The sequence below is a fragment of the Saprospiraceae bacterium genome, from assembly GCA_016710235.1.
GTDB lineage: Bacteria > Bacteroidota > Bacteroidia > Chitinophagales > Saprospiraceae > Vicinibacter.
In genome coordinates, this window is the sequence record JADJLG010000001.1 from 2,224,534 (window position 1) to 2,249,719 (window position 25,186).

General features: G+C 37.3%; 19 protein-coding genes and 1 tRNA gene. 12 read left to right on the plus strand and 8 right to left on the minus strand.

The window, feature by feature from the left end:
* Window positions 1-5 precede the first annotated feature (5 nt).
* The 5 genes from IPI99_08855 to IPI99_08875 all read left to right on the plus strand — a co-directional run bounded on the left by IPI99_08855 (window position 6) and on the right by IPI99_08875 (window position 5,850).
* Window positions 6-1,379 carry a UDP-N-acetylmuramate--L-alanine ligase gene (locus IPI99_08855; protein MBK7340622.1) on the plus strand — a complete coding sequence of 458 codons (1,374 nt, stop codon included), beginning with the start codon at window positions 6-8 and terminating at the stop codon, window positions 1,377-1,379.
* The gene (locus IPI99_08860; protein MBK7340623.1) at window positions 1,376-2,167 is read left to right on the plus strand and encodes a hypothetical protein; all 792 of its coding nucleotides are present in this window, start codon (window positions 1,376-1,378) and stop codon (window positions 2,165-2,167) included. Before IPI99_08855 ends, IPI99_08860 begins: the two co-directional genes overlap by 4 nt.
* A gap of 49 nt (window positions 2,168-2,216) precedes the next feature.
* The gene (ftsA, locus tag IPI99_08865) at window positions 2,217-3,584 is read left to right on the plus strand and encodes a cell division protein FtsA (protein MBK7340624.1); all 1,368 of its coding nucleotides are present in this window, start codon (window positions 2,217-2,219) and stop codon (window positions 3,582-3,584) included.
* Between the two features lie 103 nt (window positions 3,585-3,687).
* On the plus strand, window positions 3,688-5,055 hold the full coding sequence (gene ftsZ / locus IPI99_08870; GenBank protein MBK7340625.1) for a cell division protein FtsZ: 1,368 nt from the start codon (window positions 3,688-3,690) through the stop codon (window positions 5,053-5,055).
* A 294-nt stretch (window positions 5,056-5,349) separates the two neighbouring features.
* Entirely contained in the window at window positions 5,350-5,850 is a 501-nt protein-coding gene (locus IPI99_08875; GenBank protein MBK7340626.1) for a hypothetical protein, read from the plus strand.
* 48 nt (window positions 5,851-5,898) lie between these two features.
* Here IPI99_08875 and IPI99_08880 read toward each other — a convergent pair whose 3' ends face one another.
* Together IPI99_08880 and IPI99_08885 are read right to left on the minus strand one after the other, a co-directional pair.
* Window positions 5,899-7,158, minus strand: coding sequence for a 3-deoxy-D-manno-octulosonic acid transferase (locus tag IPI99_08880; GenBank protein ID MBK7340627.1), 1,260 nt, complete (start codon window positions 7,156-7,158; stop codon window positions 5,899-5,901).
* The gene (locus IPI99_08885) at window positions 7,158-7,919 is read right to left on the minus strand and encodes a hypothetical protein (GenBank protein MBK7340628.1); all 762 of its coding nucleotides are present in this window, start codon (window positions 7,917-7,919) and stop codon (window positions 7,158-7,160) included. Before IPI99_08885 ends, IPI99_08880 begins: the two co-directional genes overlap by 1 nt.
* Before the next feature lie 335 nt (window positions 7,920-8,254).
* Between IPI99_08885 and IPI99_08890 the strand changes: the two genes are divergently transcribed.
* Genes IPI99_08890 through IPI99_08900 form a run of 3 tightly spaced genes read left to right on the plus strand, consistent with a single transcriptional unit; the run spans window position 8,255 to window position 13,054 of the window.
* The gene (locus IPI99_08890; GenBank protein ID MBK7340629.1) at window positions 8,255-9,205 is read left to right on the plus strand and encodes an SDR family oxidoreductase; all 951 of its coding nucleotides are present in this window, start codon (window positions 8,255-8,257) and stop codon (window positions 9,203-9,205) included.
* Complete coding sequence (gene rfbB, locus IPI99_08895; protein ID MBK7340630.1) at window positions 9,202-10,281, plus strand: dTDP-glucose 4,6-dehydratase; 1,080 nt, start codon at window positions 9,202-9,204, stop codon at window positions 10,279-10,281. The genes IPI99_08890 and rfbB overlap by 4 nt, the downstream gene beginning before the upstream one ends.
* Window positions 10,259-13,054, plus strand: coding sequence for an SLBB domain-containing protein (locus IPI99_08900; GenBank protein MBK7340631.1), 2,796 nt, complete (start codon window positions 10,259-10,261; stop codon window positions 13,052-13,054). The genes rfbB and IPI99_08900 overlap by 23 nt, the downstream gene beginning before the upstream one ends.
* 30 nt (window positions 13,055-13,084) lie before the next feature.
* Here IPI99_08900 and IPI99_08905 read toward each other — a convergent pair whose 3' ends face one another.
* Both IPI99_08905 and gap read right to left on the minus strand, forming a co-directional pair.
* Entirely contained in the window at window positions 13,085-14,287 is a 1,203-nt protein-coding gene (locus IPI99_08905) for a phosphoglycerate kinase (GenBank protein ID MBK7340632.1), read from the minus strand.
* A 10-nt stretch (window positions 14,288-14,297) separates the two neighbouring features.
* The gene (gene gap / locus IPI99_08910; protein MBK7340633.1) at window positions 14,298-15,299 is read right to left on the minus strand and encodes a type I glyceraldehyde-3-phosphate dehydrogenase; all 1,002 of its coding nucleotides are present in this window, start codon (window positions 15,297-15,299) and stop codon (window positions 14,298-14,300) included.
* A gap of 100 nt (window positions 15,300-15,399) precedes the next feature.
* Here gap and IPI99_08915 point away from each other — a divergent pair.
* The 4 genes from IPI99_08915 to IPI99_08930 all read left to right on the plus strand — a co-directional run bounded on the left by IPI99_08915 (window position 15,400) and on the right by IPI99_08930 (window position 19,579).
* Window positions 15,400-15,474, plus strand: a tRNA-Glu gene (locus IPI99_08915).
* Window positions 15,475-15,808: 334 nt separating this feature from the next.
* Window positions 15,809-16,066 (plus strand): type B 50S ribosomal protein L31, encoded by a 258-nt coding sequence (locus IPI99_08920; protein ID MBK7340634.1) that lies wholly within the window; start codon window positions 15,809-15,811, stop codon window positions 16,064-16,066.
* 172 nt (window positions 16,067-16,238) lie between these two features.
* A complete protein-coding gene (locus IPI99_08925) occupies window positions 16,239-16,838 on the plus strand; it encodes a hypothetical protein (protein MBK7340635.1) in 600 nt (199 codons plus the stop codon).
* Between the two features lie 14 nt (window positions 16,839-16,852).
* Window positions 16,853-19,579 (plus strand): CHAT domain-containing protein, encoded by a 2,727-nt coding sequence (locus IPI99_08930; protein ID MBK7340636.1) that lies wholly within the window; start codon window positions 16,853-16,855, stop codon window positions 19,577-19,579.
* Window positions 19,580-19,800: 221 nt separating this feature from the next.
* On the opposite strand, the gene IPI99_08935 is transcribed toward IPI99_08930, so the two are convergent.
* The 4 genes from IPI99_08935 to IPI99_08950 all read right to left on the minus strand — a co-directional run bounded on the left by IPI99_08935 (window position 19,801) and on the right by IPI99_08950 (window position 25,157).
* Window positions 19,801-23,325 carry a gliding motility-associated C-terminal domain-containing protein gene (locus IPI99_08935; GenBank protein ID MBK7340637.1) on the minus strand — a complete coding sequence of 1,175 codons (3,525 nt, stop codon included), beginning with the start codon at window positions 23,323-23,325 and terminating at the stop codon, window positions 19,801-19,803.
* Window positions 23,326-23,487: 162 nt separating this feature from the next.
* Entirely contained in the window at window positions 23,488-24,363 is an 876-nt protein-coding gene (gene lipA, locus IPI99_08940; protein MBK7340638.1) for a lipoyl synthase, read from the minus strand.
* Between the two features lie 9 nt (window positions 24,364-24,372).
* Complete coding sequence (locus IPI99_08945; protein MBK7340639.1) at window positions 24,373-24,624, minus strand: hypothetical protein; 252 nt, start codon at window positions 24,622-24,624, stop codon at window positions 24,373-24,375.
* Entirely contained in the window at window positions 24,603-25,157 is a 555-nt protein-coding gene (locus tag IPI99_08950) for a hypothetical protein (GenBank protein MBK7340640.1), read from the minus strand. The genes IPI99_08945 and IPI99_08950 overlap by 22 nt, the downstream gene beginning before the upstream one ends.
* Between the last annotated feature and the right edge of the window lie 29 nt (window positions 25,158-25,186).

Genomic DNA, 25,186 nt, shown 5'->3' on the forward strand with positions numbered 1-25,186 from the left:
TAAAAATGGTCAATAATAAACATATCTTTTTCCTTGGCATCGGTGGGATAGGTATGAGTGCATTGGCCAGATATTTCAAAAGCTGTGGTGAGGAGATTTCAGGATATGATAAAACAGAAACTGAATTGACGCGTAATTTGGTGAACGAGGGAATTCATATAATTTACCGAGATGACGTGAGTGCATTGACTGATGGGATAGACATGGTGATTTATACTCCTGCTATTCCGCAATCACTGTCGCTATATTTAGATTTGAAGTCCAGACCAATTCCATTTTTGAAAAGATCGGAAGTGCTAGGGTCCTTGTCTCGTAACCAAAAAAATATAGCCATTGCAGGAACACATGGAAAAACAACAACGAGTCTGTTAGTGGCGCACATTTTATATGATACGGGAGTACCGTTGACTGCTTTGTTGGGAGGCATTGCTTCCAACTACAATAACAATTTTCTGCAGACAGGAGAAGATTGGTTTGTTTTAGAAGCTGATGAATACGATCGTTCTTTTTTGCATTTAACTCCTGATATTGCAGCAATAGGTTCGCTTGATGCAGATCATCTCGATATATATGGTGATCGCACCAGTATGGTACGGTCTTATTTACAGTTCGCAAGCCAAGTAAAAGAGGAAGGCGTACTTCTATTATCTGATACCATTGCTGTTGAAGATATAATTAGCGCGAAGCAATCCGTTTCATCAAATGTAAGGGTCGAAATATTTGGCTTGAATAATTTTGAAAATTCATGCGTTGTTGTGGAACACTCTGAGGGAAAAGTGCGTTTCCATTATACCGAAAACAGTCAGGTCGTCATTCCCAACTTACAGATGCGACTACCTGGAGAACACAATATCAGGAATGCGATCGCAGCTATTCGTATTTCAAGAATATTGAAGATTGCACCTGAAAAAATCTCAAAAGCTTTAGCAAATTTTAGTGGAATTTATAGGAGATTCGAGATTTTGCTCAGAAGTTCAAATGCAGTTTTAATCGATGATTATGCTCACCATCCCGAGGAACTGAAGTCAGCAATACATACCTGCAAGTTGGCTTATAAAGGCAGAAAAGTGACAGGTATATTTCAGCCTCATCTGTATAGCAGAACAAAGGATTTTTTGAACGAGTTTGCAGAAGTTTTGGATGGATTGGATCAGATAATATTGGTAGAATTATATCCGGCCAGAGAATTGCCGATTGAAGGAATCAGTTCTCAAAGCATTTACGATAAATTGAAAAACAAGAAAAAGTATTTGACTACAAAAAAAGAATTATTGGAATTACTGAAGACATTGGAAACTGATGTAGTATTGATGATGGGTGCAGGTGATCTTGATGTGATGCGTGAACAGATTAAAAAAGCAATAGAAGAAAAGCAATGAAGAAAGAACTCAAAGGTTTGATTTGGATCAGTATGCATATTCTGATATTGCTTGCTATAGGTTTGGTATGGATCTGGAGTATTCGCACTCAAAGAAATGAGTATTCTAATCAATTGGAAATCGCCATTATTAAGCCAAATCCGGAGAATACTTTGATTACGAAAGAGGCAGTATTAGCCCATACTAAGAAATTTTTTAAGAAAGATTATCGAAAAATTCGACAGTATGCTATCAAAGCCAAAGAACTTGAAGACTATTTTGAAAAACTGCAAGTCGTACACCATGCAGATATTTATACTGATTCTAAAAATAATATACATATCGATATTTATCAACGCGATCCTTTGATGCGCATTGTAGATAACAATGGTAATCAGTATTATGTGGACAAGGACGGATACAGAATTTCGACAAATAATTATTTCTCTGCGAGAGTCCCGGTAGTGACTGGACTTCCTGTGACCATGCAAGGGAATTATATCTGGGACAAAAAGAATCTTTTATATCAATCGGTATACAAGGTGGCCTTGGAAATTTCGCAGAATAGTTTTGTATCAGCTCTCATTGAGCAAATCGATCTTGATCCCAGCGGTGAATTTTATCTGATTCCAAAAGTTGGTATGGAAAAAATTAATCTGGGCGGTATGGATAAAGTGAAGGAGAAACTTGAGAAACTGAGTTTTTTTTATTCACAAGGATTACCGTACCAGGGATGGAATGTTTATGAAACTATTGACTTAAAAAACGACAATCAAGTTGTTTGTAAAAAATATAATCACGAAACCTGAAAATCTTTGCAATATGAATCAAAATTCACAAACTCACCAATCAGAAAACATGCAATCACCGGCAATACAACAAGCTGACATTGTGGTAGCTTTAGACATAGGTACTACAAAAGTTTCTGCTGTGGTTGGAAGGAAGAATATTCTTGGTAATATTGAAGTCATCGGTTATGGCAAAGTTATTTCAGACGGGGTCATACGTGGCGTTGTCTCCAATATCGATAAGACGGCAAAAGCGGTGGCAGACGCAATTGATCAGGCAGAAAAAACGAGTCGTCAGGAAATTCAAACTGTTTATGTCGGAATCGCCGGGCAGCATATCCGCAGTATCATGCACCAGGGTGTTTTATATCGAAGCGAGCCCCAGAAGGAAATTACAAGGGAAGATGTCGATAAGTTGATTCAGGATATGTACAAAATAGCATTACCACCTGGAGATCAGATACTACACGTCATTCCTCAGGAATTCATGGTGGATGAAGAAGAAGGTGTGACAGATCCTATAGGCATGACAGGGTCCAGATTGCAATCCAATTTTCATATTATCACAGGAAATATTTCAGCAGCATCCAATATCACAAAATGTCTGGAGAAAGCCGGAGTAACCGTTTCGGGAATGATGTTAGAGCCTCTGGCATCTGCACAATCCGTTTTGTCAAGTGATGAAAAAGAAGCAGGAGTGGTATTGGTTGATATAGGTGGAGGTACTACAGATGTGACTATTTATCATGAAGGTATTATCAGGTACACATCTGTGATTCCTTTAGGAGGTAATATTATCACTAAGGATATTAAGTCGGGATGTTCTGTCACACTGGATCAAGCAGAAAAACTTAAAGTGAGATTTGGCTCAGCACTGAGCGAAGAAATCATTGACAATCGAATCATCACCATTCCGGGCTTGATGGGGAGAGAGCCTAAAGAAATTTCAGAAAAAAATCTTGCCAGGATCATTCAGGCACGAGTACAAGAGATATTTGACTATGTGATGTGGGATATTCACAGATCAGGTTTTGAAAATAAGTTGGTAGGAGGTATAGTGTTGACAGGAGGAGGTTCATTATTGAAGAATATTGATCTGTTGGCAGAATACCAGACGGGTCTAGCTGCTCGTATTGGCAACCCAGCCGAATATTTGAGCTCCTATTATTCAGATGAGCTTTCATCTCCAATTTATGCTACGAGTCTTGGTTTACTTATGGAAGGGATGAAAAGTGTAGAGTTGCCTGCACCAGACAAGAGGAATGCGGCAAATAAAGTGTTTGACCTTGAAGATCGGGATATTCCGGTGATGGAAGAAGTAAGGGAGTTGGTCTATGCTGATGAAAAAAATGAAGAAGGTTGGTTCAATCGAATGGTTAACAACGGATACAAATCCGTGAGGAAGTTCTTTGAGGCAAATCCGGATTCAGAGTTCTAAAAACATATTTTTTTATTATATATAAAAAAAAATTATAATTTATTTTTTTTTGTAATATATAATACTTACCTTTACACCGTAAAACAGATACGAAAAATTTTACATGAGTCAATCCTCCATAATAAAAGTGATAGGGGTCGGTGGTGGCGGGACCAACGCTGTTACCCACATGTTTAGCATGGGAATTCGTGCAGTGGATTTTGCTGTCTGTAATACAGATCATCAAAGTCTCGACATTAGTTCAGTGCCCAATAAAATTCAACTGGGACCACTTCTAACAGTTGGACGTGGAGCAGGGAATAACCCTGAAGTAGGAAAGCAATCCTGCATAGAATCCATAGAAGATTTGAGAAGATTTTTGGAACCTGATACAAAGATGCTTTTTGTGACAGCAGGTATGGGTGGCGGTACAGGAACAGGTGCAGCTCCAATAATTGCAAAGTTGGCACAAGAGCTGGAAATTTTGACGGTTGGCATTGTCACGCTTCCATTTCAGTTTGAAGGTCCAAGGCGCGCACGCCTGGCATCTGAAGGGATAGAGGCTTTAAAAGAAAATGTCGATGCATTGATTGTGATTTCCAACAATAAGTTGAGGGAAATGTATGGCAATCTTGCCATGTCAAGTGCATTTAATTATGCGGACAATATATTAACTACCGCAGCAAAAGGTATAGCGGAAATCATAACAGTACCTGGGTATATCAATGTTGATTTCGAAGACGTGAATTTCGTGATGAAGAACAGCGGAGTAGCTATCATGGGCTCAGCTCAGGCTGCGGGGGAAGGAAGAGCTCGTCAAGTCATAGAACTGGCTTTAAATTCACCATTGCTCGAAGACAATGATATTCGGGGTGCTAAACACATTTTACTAAACATAACCACAGGACGAAATCCAGAAATCACAATGGATGAAGTCGGTGAAATAACAGAATATATACAGCAAGAGGCCGGATCCAATACCGATATTATCTGGGGAAGTTGCGTCGATGATGACCTTGGCGATGCGATTAGTGTTACACTGATTGCAACTGGTTTTGGCCAGGGTTATAAAAGCAGAAATGACCAGAAGGAAAGCAGAGTAGTGATTGATCTCGACGATGATGATCTTCAATCCTCTGAACCCATTAACTCTCCTTCGTCATCTGTAGTTGAATTGGATTCTGAATTTATTTCAAAATCCACTCGGCAAACAGAAGTTAACGGTCAAGCTGTAACTGCTAGGGAAGAAAGAAAACCCATCGACGCAAGCCTGTTTGAAACTAGAAATTTTCAAACAAGACGACCTTTATCAGATGGAAAAAATTTAATCGAATCCGAAAATACTCCTGCGTTTGAACGAAAGAATATCAGGTTGGATCAGATAAATCCTTCGTCAGAAAACGCAATGTCTAGGATGAGAATTTACATGGATGAGGACAACAAGCCTGAATTGAAGGAAGGAAATTCCTTTCTTCACGACAATGTTGACTAAAGATGCTTCGTCTTTTCATACCTTTTCATGAGATTGGTTTATTCAGTCCCGATTGCTAGATCGGGACTATTTTTTTTATTGCAATTCTGCTCCTATTGCAGGCTGATGCAATCACAGTTAGTTTTTTAACTTCCCTCAAGCATTTTTTCAAGTGACTTTATGCGAGGCTTATTCTCGTACAGTGGAAGGTGTTATTTTTCCAAGGGGTAGAGCATCGTATTCTAACTTAATTTTTAATCATTGAATTAGCCTTTCTTTAATAATATCTTATATTTGTTATTTGGCATTTTAAATATGACAAATCAAACAAATAATCCGGTAGTTTTAATATATATCCTTTGGATTTTGTGTGTAAACTATGCTTGTATTACAGATCGTGATGTTTCTGAAGTACCACATATCAGTTTAACGGGACATAGCAAAAACGCCATGAAACAAAGTGCCCTCAACGAAGATTCTTTGTGGTTATTTTTGAAATTTGAAGATGGCGATGGAGATATCAGCTACCCGGCGACTGACACCACCAGAGATGTCACTATCATTGATCGCCGGACGGGCTTTTTACATGACAGATATAAATTGCCCGATTTTCAAATTTCAGGTGAAAAGCAAATTGATGGTGAACTCAAGATCCTGATTTTTACCACATGTTGTTTGATTGAAGGTATTCCTCCATGTTTTTCGGATACGCGTTTTCCGACGGATACTGTAGATTTTGACGTTTTCATCCGGGATAGGGCAGGACATGTCAGCAATACAGTAACCATCCCTGATATTATCATCAAGTGTGATTAATTAAAAACAGGGAAAATATTTGATCATTTTATTTTGTAGTCTAAAAATTCATGAAAAATGTGATTTGATTGCCTTATAAACAATTTCTGTAGCCCCTGAATACCGAAGTAAATCGCCTTCAATAATTCTTCTTGTTTCTTCTTGGTTCGAATTTTCAATAACCTTTTGTTCTTCCATGAAAGCTAACATATCTGCAGCGTTGTGTATCACTTTTGCATATTTTTTATTCACTGCTCTGACTGCTTCAGAAAAATTTTCGTATTTAGGGCCAAATGCAAGTGGTTTAAGGAAGCTCAGAGGTTCCAATGTGTTATGGATACCTTTACCAAATCCTCCTCCGATATATACGGCATCAGCATAATAGTACAAAGTATTCAGCATTCCTATTCTATCAACCAAAAGCACTTTGACCTGTGGCGAAACATGAGATTGCTTTTCCAAAGCAGAATATCTGATGATATGGTTCTGAAATTTTTCTTCCAGGATCAAAAACTCTTTTTCTGACATTTGATGCGGTGCGATAATCCATTTCCATCCCTTACTGATAGACCAATCGATGCTCTGAAATATAATCCTATGGTCTTGTGGCCAGGTACTTCCACAAATTATAATATGATCGTCACCGCAGAATTTTTCAATTTCCGGTCTTTTGATGGGCTTTGAAGCTATCTCCAATACTCTGTCTATTCTTGTATCTCCGGCAAATTGTGCTCGGGTTAAACCAATTTTTTTCAGTCTTTCACAGGACTCTTTATCCTGAGTAAATATTGCAGTTACACCTTTTAAAATATTTCTAGCAAATCCTGAATACCATTTTGTAATCCAATGCTTGTCACGGATTATGCATGAAAAAAAATATGTTGGTATTTTTCGATTTTGTAACTCAGCTAATGTGTTCCACCAGAAATCATATTTTACAAATAGAGTAAGCTTCGGTTCAATTTTATTGAGGAAATAGTTAATTTCAGACGGTATATCTGAAGGAAAGTAAACTACGAAATCTGCCAATTCATAATTTCTTCTTATTTCATAGCCTGAAGGTGAAAAGAAGCTGAGACAAATTTTTTCATCAGGATGTTCAGATTTGATACGTTCAATGACCGGACGTCCTTGTTCGAATTCCCCTAGAGAGGAACAGTGTATCCATATTGTTTTGGATCCTTCACGTTTTGCTTCTACGCTGGCCAATTCATTGTCGAGATTCTTTCTGCCTTCGGTCCATTTTTTTGCAGCGGGTAATACAGGGGACAGGGCTTTGATCAAATGAAAATATGTCCAGATTCCCAACCGATACAAAACTAAGGACATCAATATTCTATTTCTTCGGAGTGTTTGATAAAGAAGGGAAAATACCAACAGAGTTTAAAGTTAAACATTACATCCCACCTTTTTTTTCCATAATCAGATTGATTTGTGTCATAATTCCAACTTCGCAAAGTCTCTGTGTAAGCGATGACAGGTTCAATACCCGCAGCAAATGCAATATGCCCTTGATGTTGAATAAATTGATAGCCAACGTAAGGACTGATGCTAAAGCCTGCTGTTTTTCTATCCAATCCTTTTCGAAGATCTGTAGTAAATTGTGTCAGTGCCCTAGCCTCGTCTTGAAATCGAATATGATGCTCCAATAAGCCTAAGCCGAGTTGCCATTTCAAACCATACCTTGACTTAGCGCTTGCCTTACCGATAATCCCTCCAAAAAATATTTGTGTATTAAATCCTCTTTCTCTAAGTTTCATTTCAGCAAGAAATTGGTCGCTCCCTATAAGTAATCCTTCATAGTTCGTTCTAAAAATACCCATTACATCTTCTTTAACCCTGGACCCAAAAAGGTAACTGTATTTAACTCCGATTTCGATTGATTTTCCTGCGCCTATGTACGAAACACCACCTCCCACACCAAGATGATTTCCAAACCTGTCTGCCAATATACCAACCGGCACACCCGCTAGATAATGTAGATCCACCAGAATACCTGCCGGAGCTTTGGGTATCTTAAGTTCTTGAGCTTGAATGCTGAGCTGGATGAAAATGACAAAGCTCAGGAGTGTGTTTATTTTTTTTATCATCAAATTGTATTTCTTTATGCAAGTAATTGAAAAGCAGTACGTTGTAAACTAGGTATAACTATAACAGGTCCCAAGTAAAGTTTTAGAATCGCTATTGAATGATTCCATTTTGAAACTCGGTGACAATATTATTAGACAACGAAAATAAACGGCTTTTCGTAATTGACAGGATCATTTTTAATGTGTTTTTATCCTAAAATAAATTGCATATATAAAACATTGATTATGAATAAAATCAACAGATTAAAAATTTGCATAGAAAAAAAATCAATATATATTTGTGTTTGATTATCAACATTTATATATATCAATAAAATATTGTATTTTTGCACAATATGAAAAGCCAATCTGTACTGATTACCGGAGCTGCCGGCTTTATCGGCTCTCATCTCTGTGAGCGTTTTCTGTCTGAAGGCTTTAGTGTTCATGCGATGGACAATCTTCTGACAGGCAGCTTAGCTAATATCGAGCATCTTTTTCACGACAAACAGTTTACTTTTTATCACCACGATGTGAGTAAGTTCGTTCACGTTCCTGGAAAGCTGGATTATATTTTGCATTTTGCTTCTCCGGCGTCGCCGATTGACTATCTCAAAATGCCCATCCAAACGCTGAAGGTTGGGTCACTTGGCACCCACAATCTTCTTGGACTTGCTAAAGAGAAAAAAGCAAGGTTCATGATCGCATCCACTTCTGAAGTTTATGGTGACCCGTTGGAGCATCCGCAGTCAGAGTCTTACTGGGGAAATGTAAATCCCATAGGCCCAAGAGGCGTTTATGATGAAGCAAAAAGATTTCAGGAAGCCATTACCATGGCTTATAATCGCTATCATGGATTGGAAACTCGCATTGTGAGGATATTTAATACATATGGGCCAAGGATGAGACGAGAGGATGGACGGGTTTTGCCGGCATTTTTTTCCCAAGCTATCCGAGGTGAAGAATTGACAATTTTTGGGGACGGAAGTCAGACCCGGGCATTTTGTTATGTGGATGATCTGGTGGAAGGGATTTATAGATTGTTATTTTCTGATTACTCCTTACCGGTGAATCTGGGAAATCCTCAGGAAATTTCTGTTTATGAATTTGCTAAAGAAATTATAGAGTTGGTAGGAAATCCAAATGCCAGAATAGGATTCAGGCCCTTGCCGGTTGATGACCCCAAACAAAGAAAGCCTGATATTACCTTGGCTAAAAAAATGTTACACTGGGAGCCTAAGTTTGACAGATCAGAAGGATTGACATTGACATATGAATATTTTAAAAAAATAGTTCCAATAGATTGAAAACATACAATAAGCATATTCTCATCACAGGTGGTGCAGGTTTTATCGGGAGCCATGTAGTCAGGAAATTTGTAAAAAATTATCCCAATTATTTTATTGTTAATGGAGATGCACTGACATATGCAGGCAATCTTAAGAATTTGGAGGATATCGAGAATTTGGAGAATTATGCATTCGAAAAATTAGATATCACCTCTTTGGAAAATGTTCGAGAAATTATAGCAAAACATAAGATTTCCGACATCGTTCATTTGGCTGCAGAATCACACGTTGACAGATCAATCTCAAATCCAACAGCTTTTGTTCAGACCAATGTATTGGGTACAACAAATCTCCTCGTTGCTGCAAAGGAAAATTGGAATAGCGATGATCATGTATTTTATCATGTTAGCACAGATGAAGTTTATGGCAGCTTGGGAGATGCAGGGTGGTTTACAGAAACTACTTCCTATGACCCTCGAAGTCCATATTCAGCTTCCAAAGCAGCCTCTGATCATATCGTCAGATCATTTTTTCATACTTATCATTTTCCGATAAAAATATCCAATTGCTCAAATAATTATGGTCCTTATCAATTTCCTGAGAAGCTGATACCATTGATGATTCATAACATACTGCACAATAAAAATCTTCCGGTTTATGGACTTGGATTGAATGTGAGAGATTGGTTATGGGTAGGAGATCATGTAACTGCAATTGATTTGATTTTTCATAAAGGAGTTTTGGGCCAAACTTACAATATAGGTGGAAATTCAGAATTGAAGAATATCGAAGTCGTGCATTTGCTTTGCGATATTATGGACAAAAAACTTGAACGAAAATCTGGTGAGAGTTCAAGTTTGATTACTTATGTCAGTGATAGGCCTGGACATGATCTCAGGTATGCTATTGATGCATCCAAAATAAAAAAAGATTTGAATTGGGCACCGAAAGTTAAATTCCCATCTGGACTTGAACAAACTGTAGATTGGTATTTGTCACATGAATCTTGGTTGAAAGAGGTGACTTCCGGTCAATATAAATCGTATTATGAACAACATTATTTGAAAAGGAATGATTCGTTACTTCAATCTTAGGATCTTAAGTATATTTTTATTTTGTGCTTTTATACATGGATTTGTCTCTCAGGTTAATGCGCAGCAAACTCAGAATTTTGAAAAAAAAGCGAAGGATGAGCTGGAAGCCAGGGGCGTAACAGAGGATGAACTGAGGACAAAATTATTGGAAAAGGGAATAGATGTAGATAATTTAAAAAACATGGATCCAAATCAGGTGATCCAGATGCAAGCTGAAATCGAAACAGCTATTCAAGAAATACAAGCTGAGAAATCCCATACTGACAGTTCTTCATCCAAAGTTAAAGAGACTACTACAAATAAAGAAAAGAAATCTCAAACAAACAATAACACAAGTAAGAAAAATAATTCTAATCTTGATCCACGCTCGAGGTATTTGGAATCAACTAAAAGAATGTCAGTAAATGACACGATGCCTGACAAAAATATATTGTTAGATTCAATGCCACCTGCTGCGATTTGGGGACAAGAAATATTTCGGAACCAAAGCTTGGATGTATATAAAGATGCCGACAACATTAAGCCTCCGGATTCCTATGTACTCGGAGTGGGAGATCAGATCACTGTAACGATTTGGGGCCAGAGTCAGCTCAACGAAATATATGAAATAAATACAGATGGATACATAACTCCGACAAGGATGCCGAGAATCTTTCTCAAAGGCGCAACGATGAACAGAGCTCGGGAAATACTTAAAAATTATTTTAGAAAATTTTATAGATTTAATCCTAACGAATTTCAAGTTTCTGTTAATTATTCAAGGACAATTAATATTAATATTTTTGGGGAAGTATTCCAAGCCGGTGGTTATACTTTGCCGGCAATCAACACTGCTTTCAATGCATTAATTGCAACAGGTGGACCGACCAATTTGGGTTCCGTGAGAAAAATCAAACTCATCCGCAACGGAAAAGAAAGTAATATTGATATTTACAAGTTCATGGCAGACCCTTCTATCCAGAAGGACTATTATCTTGAAAATAATGATATCATTCAGGTACCGGTTGCTGAACGTGTGGTCGCCATTGAGGGATATATCAATAGACCAATGAGGTATGAACTCATTGATGGGGAAAATTTGAATAAATTAATTCATTTTGCAGGAGGCTTAAAACCAGATGCGATCAAAAGTACCATCCAGGTGACACGTATTCAAAAAGATAAAAAAATTGTACTCACAGTGCGATATGCTGACCTTCTTGAAAAGAAAACTGATTTTGAATTAATAAAAGGAGATGAAATTTTTATTTCCGGTATCAAGACTAAATCTGAAGACTATGTCTTTGTAAAAGGAGAAGTAAGGGCAGAGGTAAAGTCCCAGTATAAGGAAGGGCTAAAAGTGTCGGAATTGATTAAAAACGTCCAATTTACTCCTCAGTCCAACCTGGACAATGCATTTATCAAAAGAACAAATCCTGATCAGACGATTAGTTTGCTGCGAATCAATTTGAAAGATTTACTTGCGGGAAAGATAAATGGGGATAAGGAACTGCAACCAATGGATGAGTTGACCATTTTTAAGTTATCTGATTACACCGAAAAAGGATACGTTAGTGTAAGTGGTACCACAAGAAAGACAGGTAAATATTTTATTGACCCAAACAAAGATCTAAGGGTCAAAGACGTTGTGTTACTTGCAGGAGGATTGAAACCAGATGCTTGGCCAAATGCATATATTTTTCGATCAAAACAGGGAAATCAAAAGGATGTGCAGGTTATCAGAGTAGCCATCACAAAAGCTATGGCTGATGACGCCTCAGATCAAAATATTTTACTGGAACCATTTGATAGTTTGGTGTTTTTATCAGAGAAGGATTTTTCTGAAAATTTATTTATTGATGTGAGAGGTTCTGTAAAATCTCCGGGAATGTACAAATTTGGTGATGGTATGCAAATTATGGATGCCATCTCAATGGCTGGAGGTTTTCAATATGAAGCTGCTACAAATCGAGTAGAGATTTTTAGAATTATCATTAAGGAAAATGAACCTACTCAAACTGTAGTCAAGAGATTTGAAGTGAAGCGTGATTTGAGATACGAAAACGAAGGATCAATTGTAGAGTTAGAACCATTTGATATCATTGTAATTAGAAGTCAACCAGAGTTTGAGTTTCAACAAATCGTAACATTAGGAGGTGAAGTGAAATATCCAGGTCCATATGCGTTGATCAAAGCAAACGAAAGGTTATCCGAAATCATTGAACGAGCTGGTGGACTTACGCCAGAAGCTTTTGAAGGCGGAGCGAGTTTGTATAGAACAGAAGAAAATACAGGCTATGTTGTAATGGAATTGGATCAAGCATTGCGAAAACCAAATTCGAGATACGATTATATACTAAAAGATGGAGATCGCATTGAAATTCCAAAGCAAAAAGATCTCGTAAAGATCAAAGGAGCCACAAATGCGCGCGAATTATATCCAGATAAATTTTTGGATAGTGAAAACGCGATAACTGTGGCTTATTATGAAGGAAAAAGCGCTAAGTTTTATGTGAATCATTTTGCTGCAGGCGTTTCTAAATTTGGTGATCCCAAAAAGATAACCGTCCAACATGCGAATGGTAGAATCGAACGTCCAAGGAGCATTTTGTTTGCTACAATTTATCCCACAGTTTCCAAAGGGTCCGTCATCAACGTAGGAGCTAAAGAACAAAAGAAAATAGAACAGCTGAATAAAGAGAAAAAAGATATAGATTGGGCAAAAGTGACAGCAGACGTTTTGGCTCAAGCAACTACGATCATTTCTCTGATTTTGTTGTTGGATAGATTATAAAAAAAATTAGTTTCCGGAGAGGCGAGGTTCTCAACTCATAATAGCTTCAACTCCAGGTAAAATTTTACCTTCCAGCAATTCCAACATAGCGCCACCGCCCGTGGATACAAAACTGAATTGATCAGCTAATCCAAATTTGTTGGCTGCAGCTGCAGAATCACCGCCTCCAATCAATGAAAATGCTCCATTCCTTGTTGCTTCCAGAGTCGCTTGAGCAACAGCTTTGGTTCCTTCTGCAAATCGATCGAATTCAAAGACACCCATCGGACCATTCCAAATAATTGTTTTTGAATTTTTGATTTTTTCAGCAAAAAGCTGCCTGGATTTGGGGCCGATGTCCAGACCCAAATAATTATTCGGGATATTCTGATCATCAGTAATTATGGTATTTGCTTCAGCATTAAATGCATCAGCAGCGACAGAATCAACGGGCAGCACAATGTCTACTGAACGTGACTGTGCCCTAACTAAAAGCTCAAGGGCCAAATCTAATTTTTCAGTTTCACATAGTGAATTTCCAATTTTAAAACCTTGAGCAGCAAGAAATGTATAAGCCATACCTCCACCAATAATGATTTGATTTGCGGTACTCATCAAATTTTCGATGAGGAGAATCTTGTCACTGACTTTAGCCCCTCCTAATATTGCAGTAAAAGGTTTTTCTGCTCCGCGCAATACCCTGAGTCCATTTTCTACTTCAGCTTCCATTAAAAAACCAAAAGACCTGTGATCCTTGTCAAAAAAACGAGCAATTGTTGCTGTCGTTGCATGTTCCCTATGCGCAGCACCAAAAGCATCATTAACAAAATAATCTCCCAAACCAGAAAGCAGTTCTGCCCAATTGGCATCACCTTTTTCTTCTTCAGTTTGAAATCTTGTGTTTTCGCAAAGGACAGCTTCGCCGTCCTTCAACTCTGAAATGATTTTTAAGGTATCTGAGCCGCCACAGTCTGGGGCAAAATATATTTTAGATCCAAGCAATTCTGACAATTTTTCAGCCACCGGTTTCAAGGAAAATTTGCCAAAATCTATCGAGCCATCAGGCAGTCTTTCCTTTAAGGGTCTGCCAAGATGCGACATGATGATACATCTTGCACCTTTGTCCAATAAAAATTTTAGTGTCTCTAATGACTTAATGATTCTAGTGGAATCTGTAATAATTCCATTTTTGATAGGCACATTGAAGTCCACTCTTACGATGACTTTTCGCCCTTTTACATTCCAGTTTTTCATTGAATTTGGCTTACAGTTTAGATCCAAGAAGTTCACAAATGTCTGTCAGTCGGGCTGCATATCCTGCTTCGTTGTCATACCAGGCTACGATCTTCATTTGGTTGCCAGAAGCCTCTGTGAGGCTGGAATCAAAGACTGAACTGTGGGTATTATCTATAATATCTGTTGATACAAGCGGATCTATGGAATATTCAAGTATACCTTTTAAATCTACTTGAGAAGCATTGTGAAAACACTGATTCACTTTGTCTACATTGACCTCTTGTGATACCGTACAATATAATTCTATAAGGGAACCTGTGATAACCGGCACTCTATAAGATGAAGCCATGAGTTTGCCCTTAATTTGAGGATAAACTCGTTCTACTGCTTTTGCGGCCCCAGTGGTAGTTGGTATGATGTTCATACCTGCTGCTCTTGCACGACGTAGATCTTTGTGTGGTGCATCTTGCAATCTTTGGTCTTGGGTGTAAGCATGGATAGTATTCATATTAGCATTTATAATCCCAAAGTTAGTATGGATCAGTTTTAAAATGGGAGCCAAACAATTTGTTGTGCATGAAGCATTGCTAATAATTTCAATATCAGATGATAATTCCATTTCATTGACACCTAGGACATAGGTAGGAATGTCTTCTTCCTTTGCAGGTGCGGAAATGATAACTCGTTTCGCTCCTGCATCCAGATGTAATTTGCATTTATCGCGAGTAAGGAAAACACCGGTACATTCTAAGATAATATCAATATCTAACTCTTTCCAAGGTAGGATCTGAGTTTCAGCATTTGCAAAAGCCTTGATTTGCTTTCCATTTACCAAAATGTTATCTCCTTCAATATGAACAGACCCTTGATATTTCCTATGTGCTGTATCATATTGAAAAAGATGGGCAAGTGTTTGGATGTCCGTCAGATCATTGACTGCTACCAACTCTAGTTTCGGGTGATGAATTAAATTTCTGGCTGCCAACCTTCCGATCCTGCCAAACCCATTTATAGCTACTCTTTTTTTCATATCGTGCAAGTAAAACAATGAGGATATAAAAAGTGAAATCGTTCAAAAGTTTATTTGGAGATATAAAAAATGAATTATATTTGCCTCTCTTTTCAAAGAGGCCTCGTTCGTCTAGGGGTTAGGACATCAGATTTTCATTCTGGTAACAGGGGTTCGATTCCCCTACGAGGTACCAAAAAAGCTATATCCACGATATGGCTTTTTTTGTTTTTGAAGCAAAAGACTTGGTGTTTTAGGGTGGTTTTGGATAATTATTAGCAGCGGTGACTTCGTTGTCAATAATCGAAAAATAATTATTAAAATATTATATTTCAATCCTATATAAATATGATAAAATATAATATATTTAATTCAATGTGAATTTTAAGAATTTAAGAAAGCAATGTGTTTTGTTTTTATTAAATTTGCGGTCCCAAATTGGCTTTTGGTGCAGTTAGAATAATGAAAGTACTTGTCAGCCAATTTAAGGAAATAAACAAGTCTTAAGAACTATTGAAAAATTTGAATTCATGAAAAAAGATATTCATCCTGGCAATTATCGAATGGTTGTTTTCAAGGACTTTTCATGTAATGAGGCTTTCCTGACGCAGTCTTGTACGGCTTCTAAGGAAACGATTACATGGGAAGATGGAAAAGAGTATCCTTTGATCCGATTGGAGATTTCCAGTAAATCCCACCCGTTCTTTACAGGAAAAATGAAGTTTGTCGATACTGCAGGTAGAATCGATAAATTCAATAAGAAATTTGCCAAGTTTTCAAAAAACTAGGAAAAAGGCTCCTTTTCGGAGCCTTTTTTTTTACCTTTACTTAATAACTGGAAAACATTGTGATGGCTATTATAGTACATATTTCAAACTTTTTTAGTTTGGCTTAGAAAATATGGTAACATTCTGATAGCTCAAGACACTAATCAGTACAAAACCACAATTACGCCTAATTATGAAAATTTTTTTCTACTTCCTTCCATTTTCTGCATTAGTTGGGTGCTTAATGTTATTTAGCTCCTGTTCAAATAACCCAAATAAGTCTGTTCAACAAGGTGTAGCTCAAATGGCCATTAAAGCCGGATCCGCTCAAATCCTTATAGTGAATGCAGATTCCAATTTCGTATCGGTGCAGGATACCATGAGACGAATGTTTTTACTATCGGAAATGTTGCTGATGTCCTCCAATATGCAAAATGGTGATAGCACAGATTTTGTAAATACCAGAGATAGTAGTTATGGTTTATTGACAATTGTTTGCCCAGGACATCCATATTGCCCTCCTGCCTGTAATCCAAGCTCACAAACTTGCCCTCAAAGTACAACTTTTTATAATGATCTAAACCCGGCTAGTTTTCAGTTTCTTGGGGCTAGTTTGATCGATTCCGCCGGAAATCCGGTTGGGATATTCAATACCAGCTCAAATTTTCCTCCAGAAATCAAAAAGCTTACACTCGTGGCTGGTCAGTCAGAAGGGAACGGAAAAACTTACAAAGTCGAAATCAAGAGAAATAATTCTCAGAATAGTCAGATATTTATGATTCCGGTAAGGTAGTTATATAAAATTATGTGCGACTATCTAGAGTAATCATTGTAGCATATAGCTTGAGCGTTTGTACATGGCTTCATGCTCAGGATGATCGTACCAAAGACTCACTTTGGTTGAACAGTAAAGCAGTGGAGTTATTTTCCAATTTTTGCTATAAAGATTTCAACGAATTTAACAGACAACTGGATCTAGTATTCAAGCTTGCGGACAAGCATAAGTTCTATGAAGATAAATATACTGCCACACTGTGGAGTATTTATTGTGCGAAGTTTTGGAGTGATTATGAGTCAATGAATGGCTCTTTGATCGCGGCTGAAAAACTTCTTGATATCATGAATTCATCATTTTTACCGGAGACCAGCTTGTTGAAAAAGGCGGATCTTTGGAATAGGAGAGGAGAGTATAACTTATTGCTTGGTAATTATAAGGAAGCTTACGCGATGTTTCGCAAGGCATTGGATTCAATTAGTGTATTTCCTTGCGAAACAGAGTGGTTGCTTTCTTATCAAGCAAAGGCATTGCTCAATCTAGCGACGATGAACTATGCATTGAAGAATCCGGAAGATGCTATTCAATATTTAAAACAGTCTATCAATGTTCAAAAAAAGAATCAGGCTTGTTTTGAATTTGACATGGACGTTTATACCTCATATCTGAAATTGTCCGACATTATGATTCACAATCATGATCTCGCCGGTGCAACACACCAGTTATGTCTCGCAGAAGAGGATTTGAATGCGAAAAAGAAAAATTTTCCTGAAAGGATAAAATTACTCAAACTCGCATATTTCGAACTCCATCTTAAGAGGGCAAATGTGGCTTATTTGTCTGGTGATTATAAACAAGCTCATGATGAGGTGGAATGTGCAAAAAAGTTTTCAAGCAACACTCAGGTAGAACTGTATGATTATACTGAAATAAAGTCACTAATTTATCAGAAGTTAGGAGATAATGTAAAGGCAATACAATTATGGGACAACTTTAGAGCATCTCTCAATGATCAAAAGAATCTTGATTTGGAAATTAAGTTGAATACTAAACTTGGTGAATTGTATTTGGAAATGAACCGTCTGTCCCAGGCTGCAAAACATTTTGATCTAGTACAAAATTTGTTAATATATCCTTTTGATGATCTCGTCCAGTTTATCAATGAGGTGAACATGCTCAACCCAAAAATTCAGAGTTTGATGCAAAATTTTATTCAGTTGTCAAAATGCTCATTTGAACAAAAGAATTGGATAGAGGCACAAAGAAACCTTGCCAATGCTTTTCAATTGGCGAAAAAAGTGTTCCTAAATAAGTACTCAGAAAAAGACAAAGAATATTTGTTGGAAGCTTTGCTTCCATTAAAGGACTGGCTTGTTACATTAAATAAATCCACTGCACTTTACACAGATAAACAAATTTTTGATTTTGTCAATTTGGAAACGGTTAAAATGCAATCAATATTGGAACCAAAAATCAATTCCATGGATAGCATTAGTTTGAGTTTCCAGAGGCTGAAGAATCTTGAATTCTTTATTTCAGAGTTGGAGAAACAACTGTATTTTAATAAGAATAAGAAGGAAATTGATTTTTTCACCGATAAACTACTGCAACTTCGTCAACAAAAGAAAGAACTTTTACTCAAATATAGACTAGATATGGAATTTCATCGGGAACCAGATGTGCTTTTGTCCGATTTGATCCAGCAGAAACTAGCCATTGATGAGCAGTTTATCCAGATTATTATTTGTCAGGAAAGAATTTCTCTGTTGTGTCTTGGTAAAGTAAACATCAAAATTTATCAGGTTGATAAAATTAGAGGATTTGAAGATAGTATTCAATCCTTCTTAAAAAGTGTCCACATTCCTTCAGATCAGCATTGGAGAGAACTAGGTCACTTTTTGTACTATCAGTTATCTATGGATAAAATCATCCAGCCTGGAGTAAAAAAATTAGTTTTTTCTACACATGGAAACATGAGTCTTGTGCCATTTGAAGTAATGAATAAAAGTAATAACAAGCAAGAGTTTTTAATTAATGATTATGATATAAGCTATTTCAATCCTGAAGCGTTGACGCATTTTGGAAGGAGCGCTGTTCCCGTCAGTATCAGACAGGCATATTTTTTCGCACCCATTTTTGAAGGGAACTCTTCAGTGTCTTCAACTTTGCTTCATAATATTGCTGAAGTAAATTTGGTGTCCGAACATTTTTTGTACAAGAAAAAGTATGTGTATAACTTGCCTTGTTTGGACCAAATGAAAAATCAAAATTTTTCTGGGTCAATTTTACATTTTTCTACTCATGCATCTGTTGATCATGCAAATAATAAGTTTTCATTTATCTCATTTGGTGATATTTCAAACCATAAGATGTCAGAACCACTATTTTATAATGACTTGAGTTATTTAAACATTCCGGCAGAATTGGTTGTACTAAATGGTTGTGAGACTGGTCTTGGAAATGTTGACTTGCAGGGAGGCGTGCATAGTATGGCTACTGCATTTTTTCAATCAGGGGCTAAATCGGTGATGTCAAGTTTATGGAAAGTAAATGATGCTATCTCATCACATATAACAGATATGTTTTATATAAAACTCTCTGAAGGTAAATTTAAAGATGAGGCATTAAGAGACGCAAAGCTTTATTATTTGAAAAATGCTGACCCATTGTATATGCATCCATATTATTGGGCTGCTTATATCCTTACAGGTGACAATTCTAAATTGACATGGAGTAAACCTTGGAGCTTTACTTTTTAGTCTGGTTTGGTGTATGTTCGGAATAGGTGGGAATTGAGTTTAGACCCAACTTTAAAATCTATTTAAATGAGCATTTTATTACTTTCATATAATCCATTCCCACTTACTCAAAAATAATTCATAGACACTGTAGCTAAGTAATAAGTAGTCAAGATTTGAACATCATATCATTTCAACATACTAATCTTCTAATATTATGAAATGGAAGTTTTGGCCTTTACTTACTTAATCAAAGTGACGTCTCCGGTTTTTATTTTCTTTCCTTCATTATCAGCTTGATAAATGATATAATAAGCATATACACCCGGATTTAGTTTTGTGCCGCGGAACGTACCATCCCAACCATAAATATCACCATTTGCATTATATCCCAGATTTTCAACTGCAAACATTTGCTCACCCCATCTGTCAAATACAGCGAAATTTAAAATTCTGGTCTTTAGTGGGAACTTAAATACAGGATAAAATTTTTCGTTTAGTTGGTCACCATTAGGGGAAAAAATAGTGGGTACATATATTTCAGATTGATCCAGTAAAACGGTAATTGTCATCACATCAGAAAATATGCATCCATTTTCGTCAGTGACAGTAAGAGTATACGTCGTAGTGTTACTTGGTGTCGCAACTGGATTCGCACAATCGTCACATGACAAACTTGTAGTAGGATCCCAACTTATAGTTGATGGATTAAAAGGAATAACAGACTGTATGATAACTGAGTTGCCTTCTTTGATAGTTGTATCATTTGGCAAGCGAATTACTCCTAGATTTGCTCCATCTATTTGAAACTGAAAACTGGTGTCGCAGCCCTCGATGTCTTGTATTTGGATTTGATGTATTCCAAGGGATAATTGTTGCGCTGTAAATGTACCTGTAAAGTTTATAGCTGCCTGATTATCTATTTTTATTTTATAAATACCAGACCCTCCTGTCAGTGAGTTTAATACAAACTCTCCTGTATTAGGAAAATTACATTCTAAATCCATTTTATTATAAGAAAGTGTAATAGGTGAATAAAATGAAATGTCGACTTGAAGTGTACTGTCACATCCATTCGAATTTGAGCTTGGCAACAATATAGATCCACTAGGATTGTTTATGTCGAAAGTTCGATTTCCAATGACGATGTTTTTTGAACTACATATTGTATCTCTGAATGATCCTGTGCTTATTGGATTAAAAGTAAGATTTACAGTAAGAAACGTATCGCAGTTTCTGTAGGATTTGATCGGAAGTTTTTGAGTGCCACGAGGTTTTTGAATTGAATACACTTGACCATAAATATCAACACTGTCATTGGCACATATCTTTTTGTCAAAACTTCCAATTGCATCGGGTAACACAGTAAGGTCAACTTCAGTTAAGCTATCACAACCATTGACCGATCCATTGACGTTTCGCAACGTGCCGGTAGTCCTACCTGATGTGAAAAACTGTCCGGGATGATCAGGAAACCTCAATGTATCCCCACGGCAAATATCAGCTCGGTAAAAGCCAAGAGCCGTAGGAAGAATATCTATCCTTACATCTAATGTGCTGTCACAGCCTAAGTATGAGGTGAGCATGATTTGACCGGTAGGATTTCGGTCACTGAAAAATCTATCAATAATGAAAACACTGTCTCCCTTGCAAAGTGATTGAACTTTAATGCCTTTTGTGTTTGCAAGAGTTAAGTTTACATTTACTACGCTATCACAACCTGTATAACTTTGTCCCGGCAGTGTAACTTTTCCGGACAAGTTATTTTTGTCAAATGTTTGATTACCAACTGTAATAGTCTGTGTTTCACAAATTGTTTTTACGAAGTCACTTTCTGAATAATCTTTTATGGTTAAACTGACCTGCACCGTGCTATCACAGCCAAAGACAGATTGGTTCGCAAGTACTACTATTCCTTGAGGATTATTTATGTCAAATCTTGTAGTGCCCACAGTAATGAAGTCATTAGAACAGATCGTTCTGTTGAGTTGAAAAAAACCTCTTTCTGTTCCAAACAGTACAATTGTGCTGTCGCAACCATTGGAAGCAGTGACTGTAAATGAATCCACAGGATTATTTTTGTCTATAGTTATTCCACCTATTGTTGTAGATTGATTATAACAAAAATTTACATTTTGTGTACTTCGAGTTCCGGATCCAAAATCTAGTTTTATGACGATAACAGAATCACAGATACTGAGATTGTCTCCTGGTATCACAAGACTATCATAATTATTGACTGCATCGTAAATTTTATTTCTAAACGGAAAAGTTTGACCGGAGCATAGAAATGGGTTCAATTTTAATTGAACGATTCCGGGACAAGTATAACATTGCGAAAATTCTGAATACAGTTGTGGCGCAGAACTGTTGGCCGTGTATTGATATGCAGAAATATTTGTGCGATTTGGATATGTAGTGTTGAGCACCCAGTTTCCAGCGTTATCTGACAGTGCAACGCCAAGTTGGGTTCCTCCCTGACAGACAGCATTTGGGCATGTTTTTTTTGCATTGGTGTAAACCACGACATTGTGGTTAGGCAGTGCAGTACCATAGATAGCGTCTCTATTTATTGCCGTTATCGTCGGCGGAATAGGATACACAGCTCCTTGATTAACATTATTGACGACTTTTGTATTTATACAATTTATAGTATTTGCTATAAATGAAGATTGACTAATCGGCGGGAAAAGATTTGTCTCATAAAATTTGTTGAACCTTTCCACTATGTTGCTGTCGATTCTAATCTTGCTGCCTGTGATGTTGGCATCCACAAAAATATCACCATCGTAGGCTCGGTTATTGTTAATAGTATAGTCTGAAAATATTCCCCCATTCATATTAACCGCAATATTACTTTTCAAGAATTTGTTATTCTCGACAAGTGCATTTCCCGCGCTGATGAGATGAATACTTCCATCTACTGTTCCAAAGAAGAAGTTATTGCGTATTTTTGTTTTGCAACCATTCGCATGTACAATTGCTTTGCTGTTTGTACGTCCGAATATTGCACCAAAAGTATCTAATCCGTTAAAGATGTTATTTTCAATTAAAAAATCGCCATCATCAGTAACAATGGCTACATCTTCATTTGCGAAAATGTTTTGTGAAATAACAGCAATATTTGAGTTGCTTTGTGGTTTGAAGTGTAGATGACTAAGGCACTGGCTGGCATTTGTCTTTTGATAATCAGATCCATAAATATTATTTCCAAAAACAAAGCCATTAACGTTTCCTACTAAAACAGCAGATGGACTTGATACACCACCCAAATTAAACTCCCCTATAAATGCACAATTTAAGATAAAGCAATCTGTAAGGGTTGACGATCCTTCTATATGGATGATATGATCATCTATAGAAGTATAGGCCATAGATTGAAACATTATACCGCTAATCGTTACATTTGAAGCTTCAATTTTCAAATAGGAATTACCTCCAAAATTTCTGTTTTGCAAGTTAATCACATAACTGCCTAATAAGCCACCATTTTGAGTATCACCTTTAATAAATAGATTGGGAGCAGTAATCGTGGGCAAAGGGCCATTTGGTATCTCTGTGTGAATGCCCGGACCTGGTATGTTAAAATGAATTTCACTATTTACATTGTCTGCATTTGACAAGCGAATGGCTTCTCTTAGGCTACAATGAATCCCATCGCAAGCACCATCATCTATGTCATTAGTAGAATTGACAGTATAAATCGTTTGCGCATCAACCCCCAGGCAAAAGATGAGCATCAAAAATCCTGTAATTAAGCCTTTCATATTTCCTTTCCCCGCTTTTTTGCAAATTTGGTACATTTTGGTCAAATTATTTAAGGGTTATTCCTGATTTTGACAGATTTATTCACTTGATTCGTCTTTTTTAATAAGCCCCAATATTTATTTATAGAACGACTTCTATCTGAAGATCAAAAAGCCTTAAATTTATAAATGCCTTTCAGCATGGTAGCTTGACCTTACCAGAGGCCCACTTTCCACCAATTGGATTCCTCTCTTGAGGCCTTCTTCCTTGTAGTGTAGAAAAAGATCCGGATGGATAAACTCAATAACCGGAAGATGATTTTTTGTTGGTTGAAGATATTGGCCCAAAGTCAGCACATCGCATCTATGCTCAGCCAGATCATCCATAGCTTTATAAACTTGGTCTTTGGTTTCACCGATACCAAGCATAATACCAGATTTTGTGCGCTTGCCAAACTCTTTGGTTCTTTTGATTTGTTCTAGACTTCTATTGTATTTGGCTTGGGGTCTGACCATGCGATATAGCTCCTCTACAGTTTCCATATTGTGGGATACAACCTCTTGCCCGGCTTCTATCATCCGGACCAAAGCAGACCATTGAGCTTTTACATCAGGAATGAGCGTTTCAATCGTTGTCGCAGGTGATGAAGTTTTGATTTCTCTTACAGTTTGATACCAGATTTCAGCTCCCTTGTCAGCAAGCTCATCTCGATTGACTGAAGTGATCACTGCATGTTTTACCTGCATCAAGCGAATGGCTTGAGCTACCCGTTTCGGTTCATCTTCATCGTATTCATTGGGTCTGCCTGTTTTTACTGCACAAAACCCACAAGATCTTGTACATATGTTACCAAGTATCATAAAGGTGGCAGTTCCGGCCCCCCAGCATTCTCCCATATTTGGACAATTGCCACTTTGGCAAATCGTATGTAGTTTATATTGGTCAACCAAAGCTCTGACATGCCGATAGTTTTCACCTATTGGTAACTTTACACGCAACCATTCAGGCTTTTTGGCCCTGGTATCTTGAGTTTGATTGACAATAGGAAGATCTAACATTTAATTGAATTAGCGCCTTTTTCCTAACTGGAGACTGAGGTAAAAGTTGAGAAAAAATGACTTGTTTTTTTCTGTGACCAAAATGGGTACTTTTTTGATATACAGATCTGATTGGATCCCTATTTCCAATGACCTGACATATTTTTCATAAGCTCCTGGATCAATTCGCAAGCCAAGCTGGCCATAAGCACCCGGGATTATGCTCAACTCGGTTATGCCTTTGAAAAAACTACCCTTTCCTAATATATGGTCCGGATCCAAAATTCGTCTTTATTATCTTCCTCATACCTGACAAGTACCTGAAGATTCTCACCGTCATGGTTGTCCAGAATTTTTAAATAATAAGGTTTGAGGATACCTGCTGACATGCCGTAACGCCAGACAAGTGCTACTGCGACACCACGATCTCTAGCTTTTTCAGAAAAATACCGCAATCCAAAAAGACCTGTTCGCAGAGCAAAAAATGAATTTTGTTTGCCGTAAGTGTAGTTACGGAACTCACCATGATTGCTTCCCACCTGGCTTTCATTCTTCGATTCTCGAGGATCTCTGACGTAACTGAATGTGGCAAACATTCCATTCGTACTGTAATAATTGCGGATTCGAGACTGGGTATATGACAGCAAATATCCATTCGTGTGCATTCCAAATTCTGCCGCGTATTCTTTTTTAAAGATTACACCTTTTCTTACAGTTTGTATCTCAACCTGAGAATGCACCTTGGAACTAAGCACCACTGAAGTCGCAACGAGGATGAATGATTGAATAAGGTATGTGTATCGAAATTTACTCACAAGTCCAAATTTAAGCTCAAATAATGGTA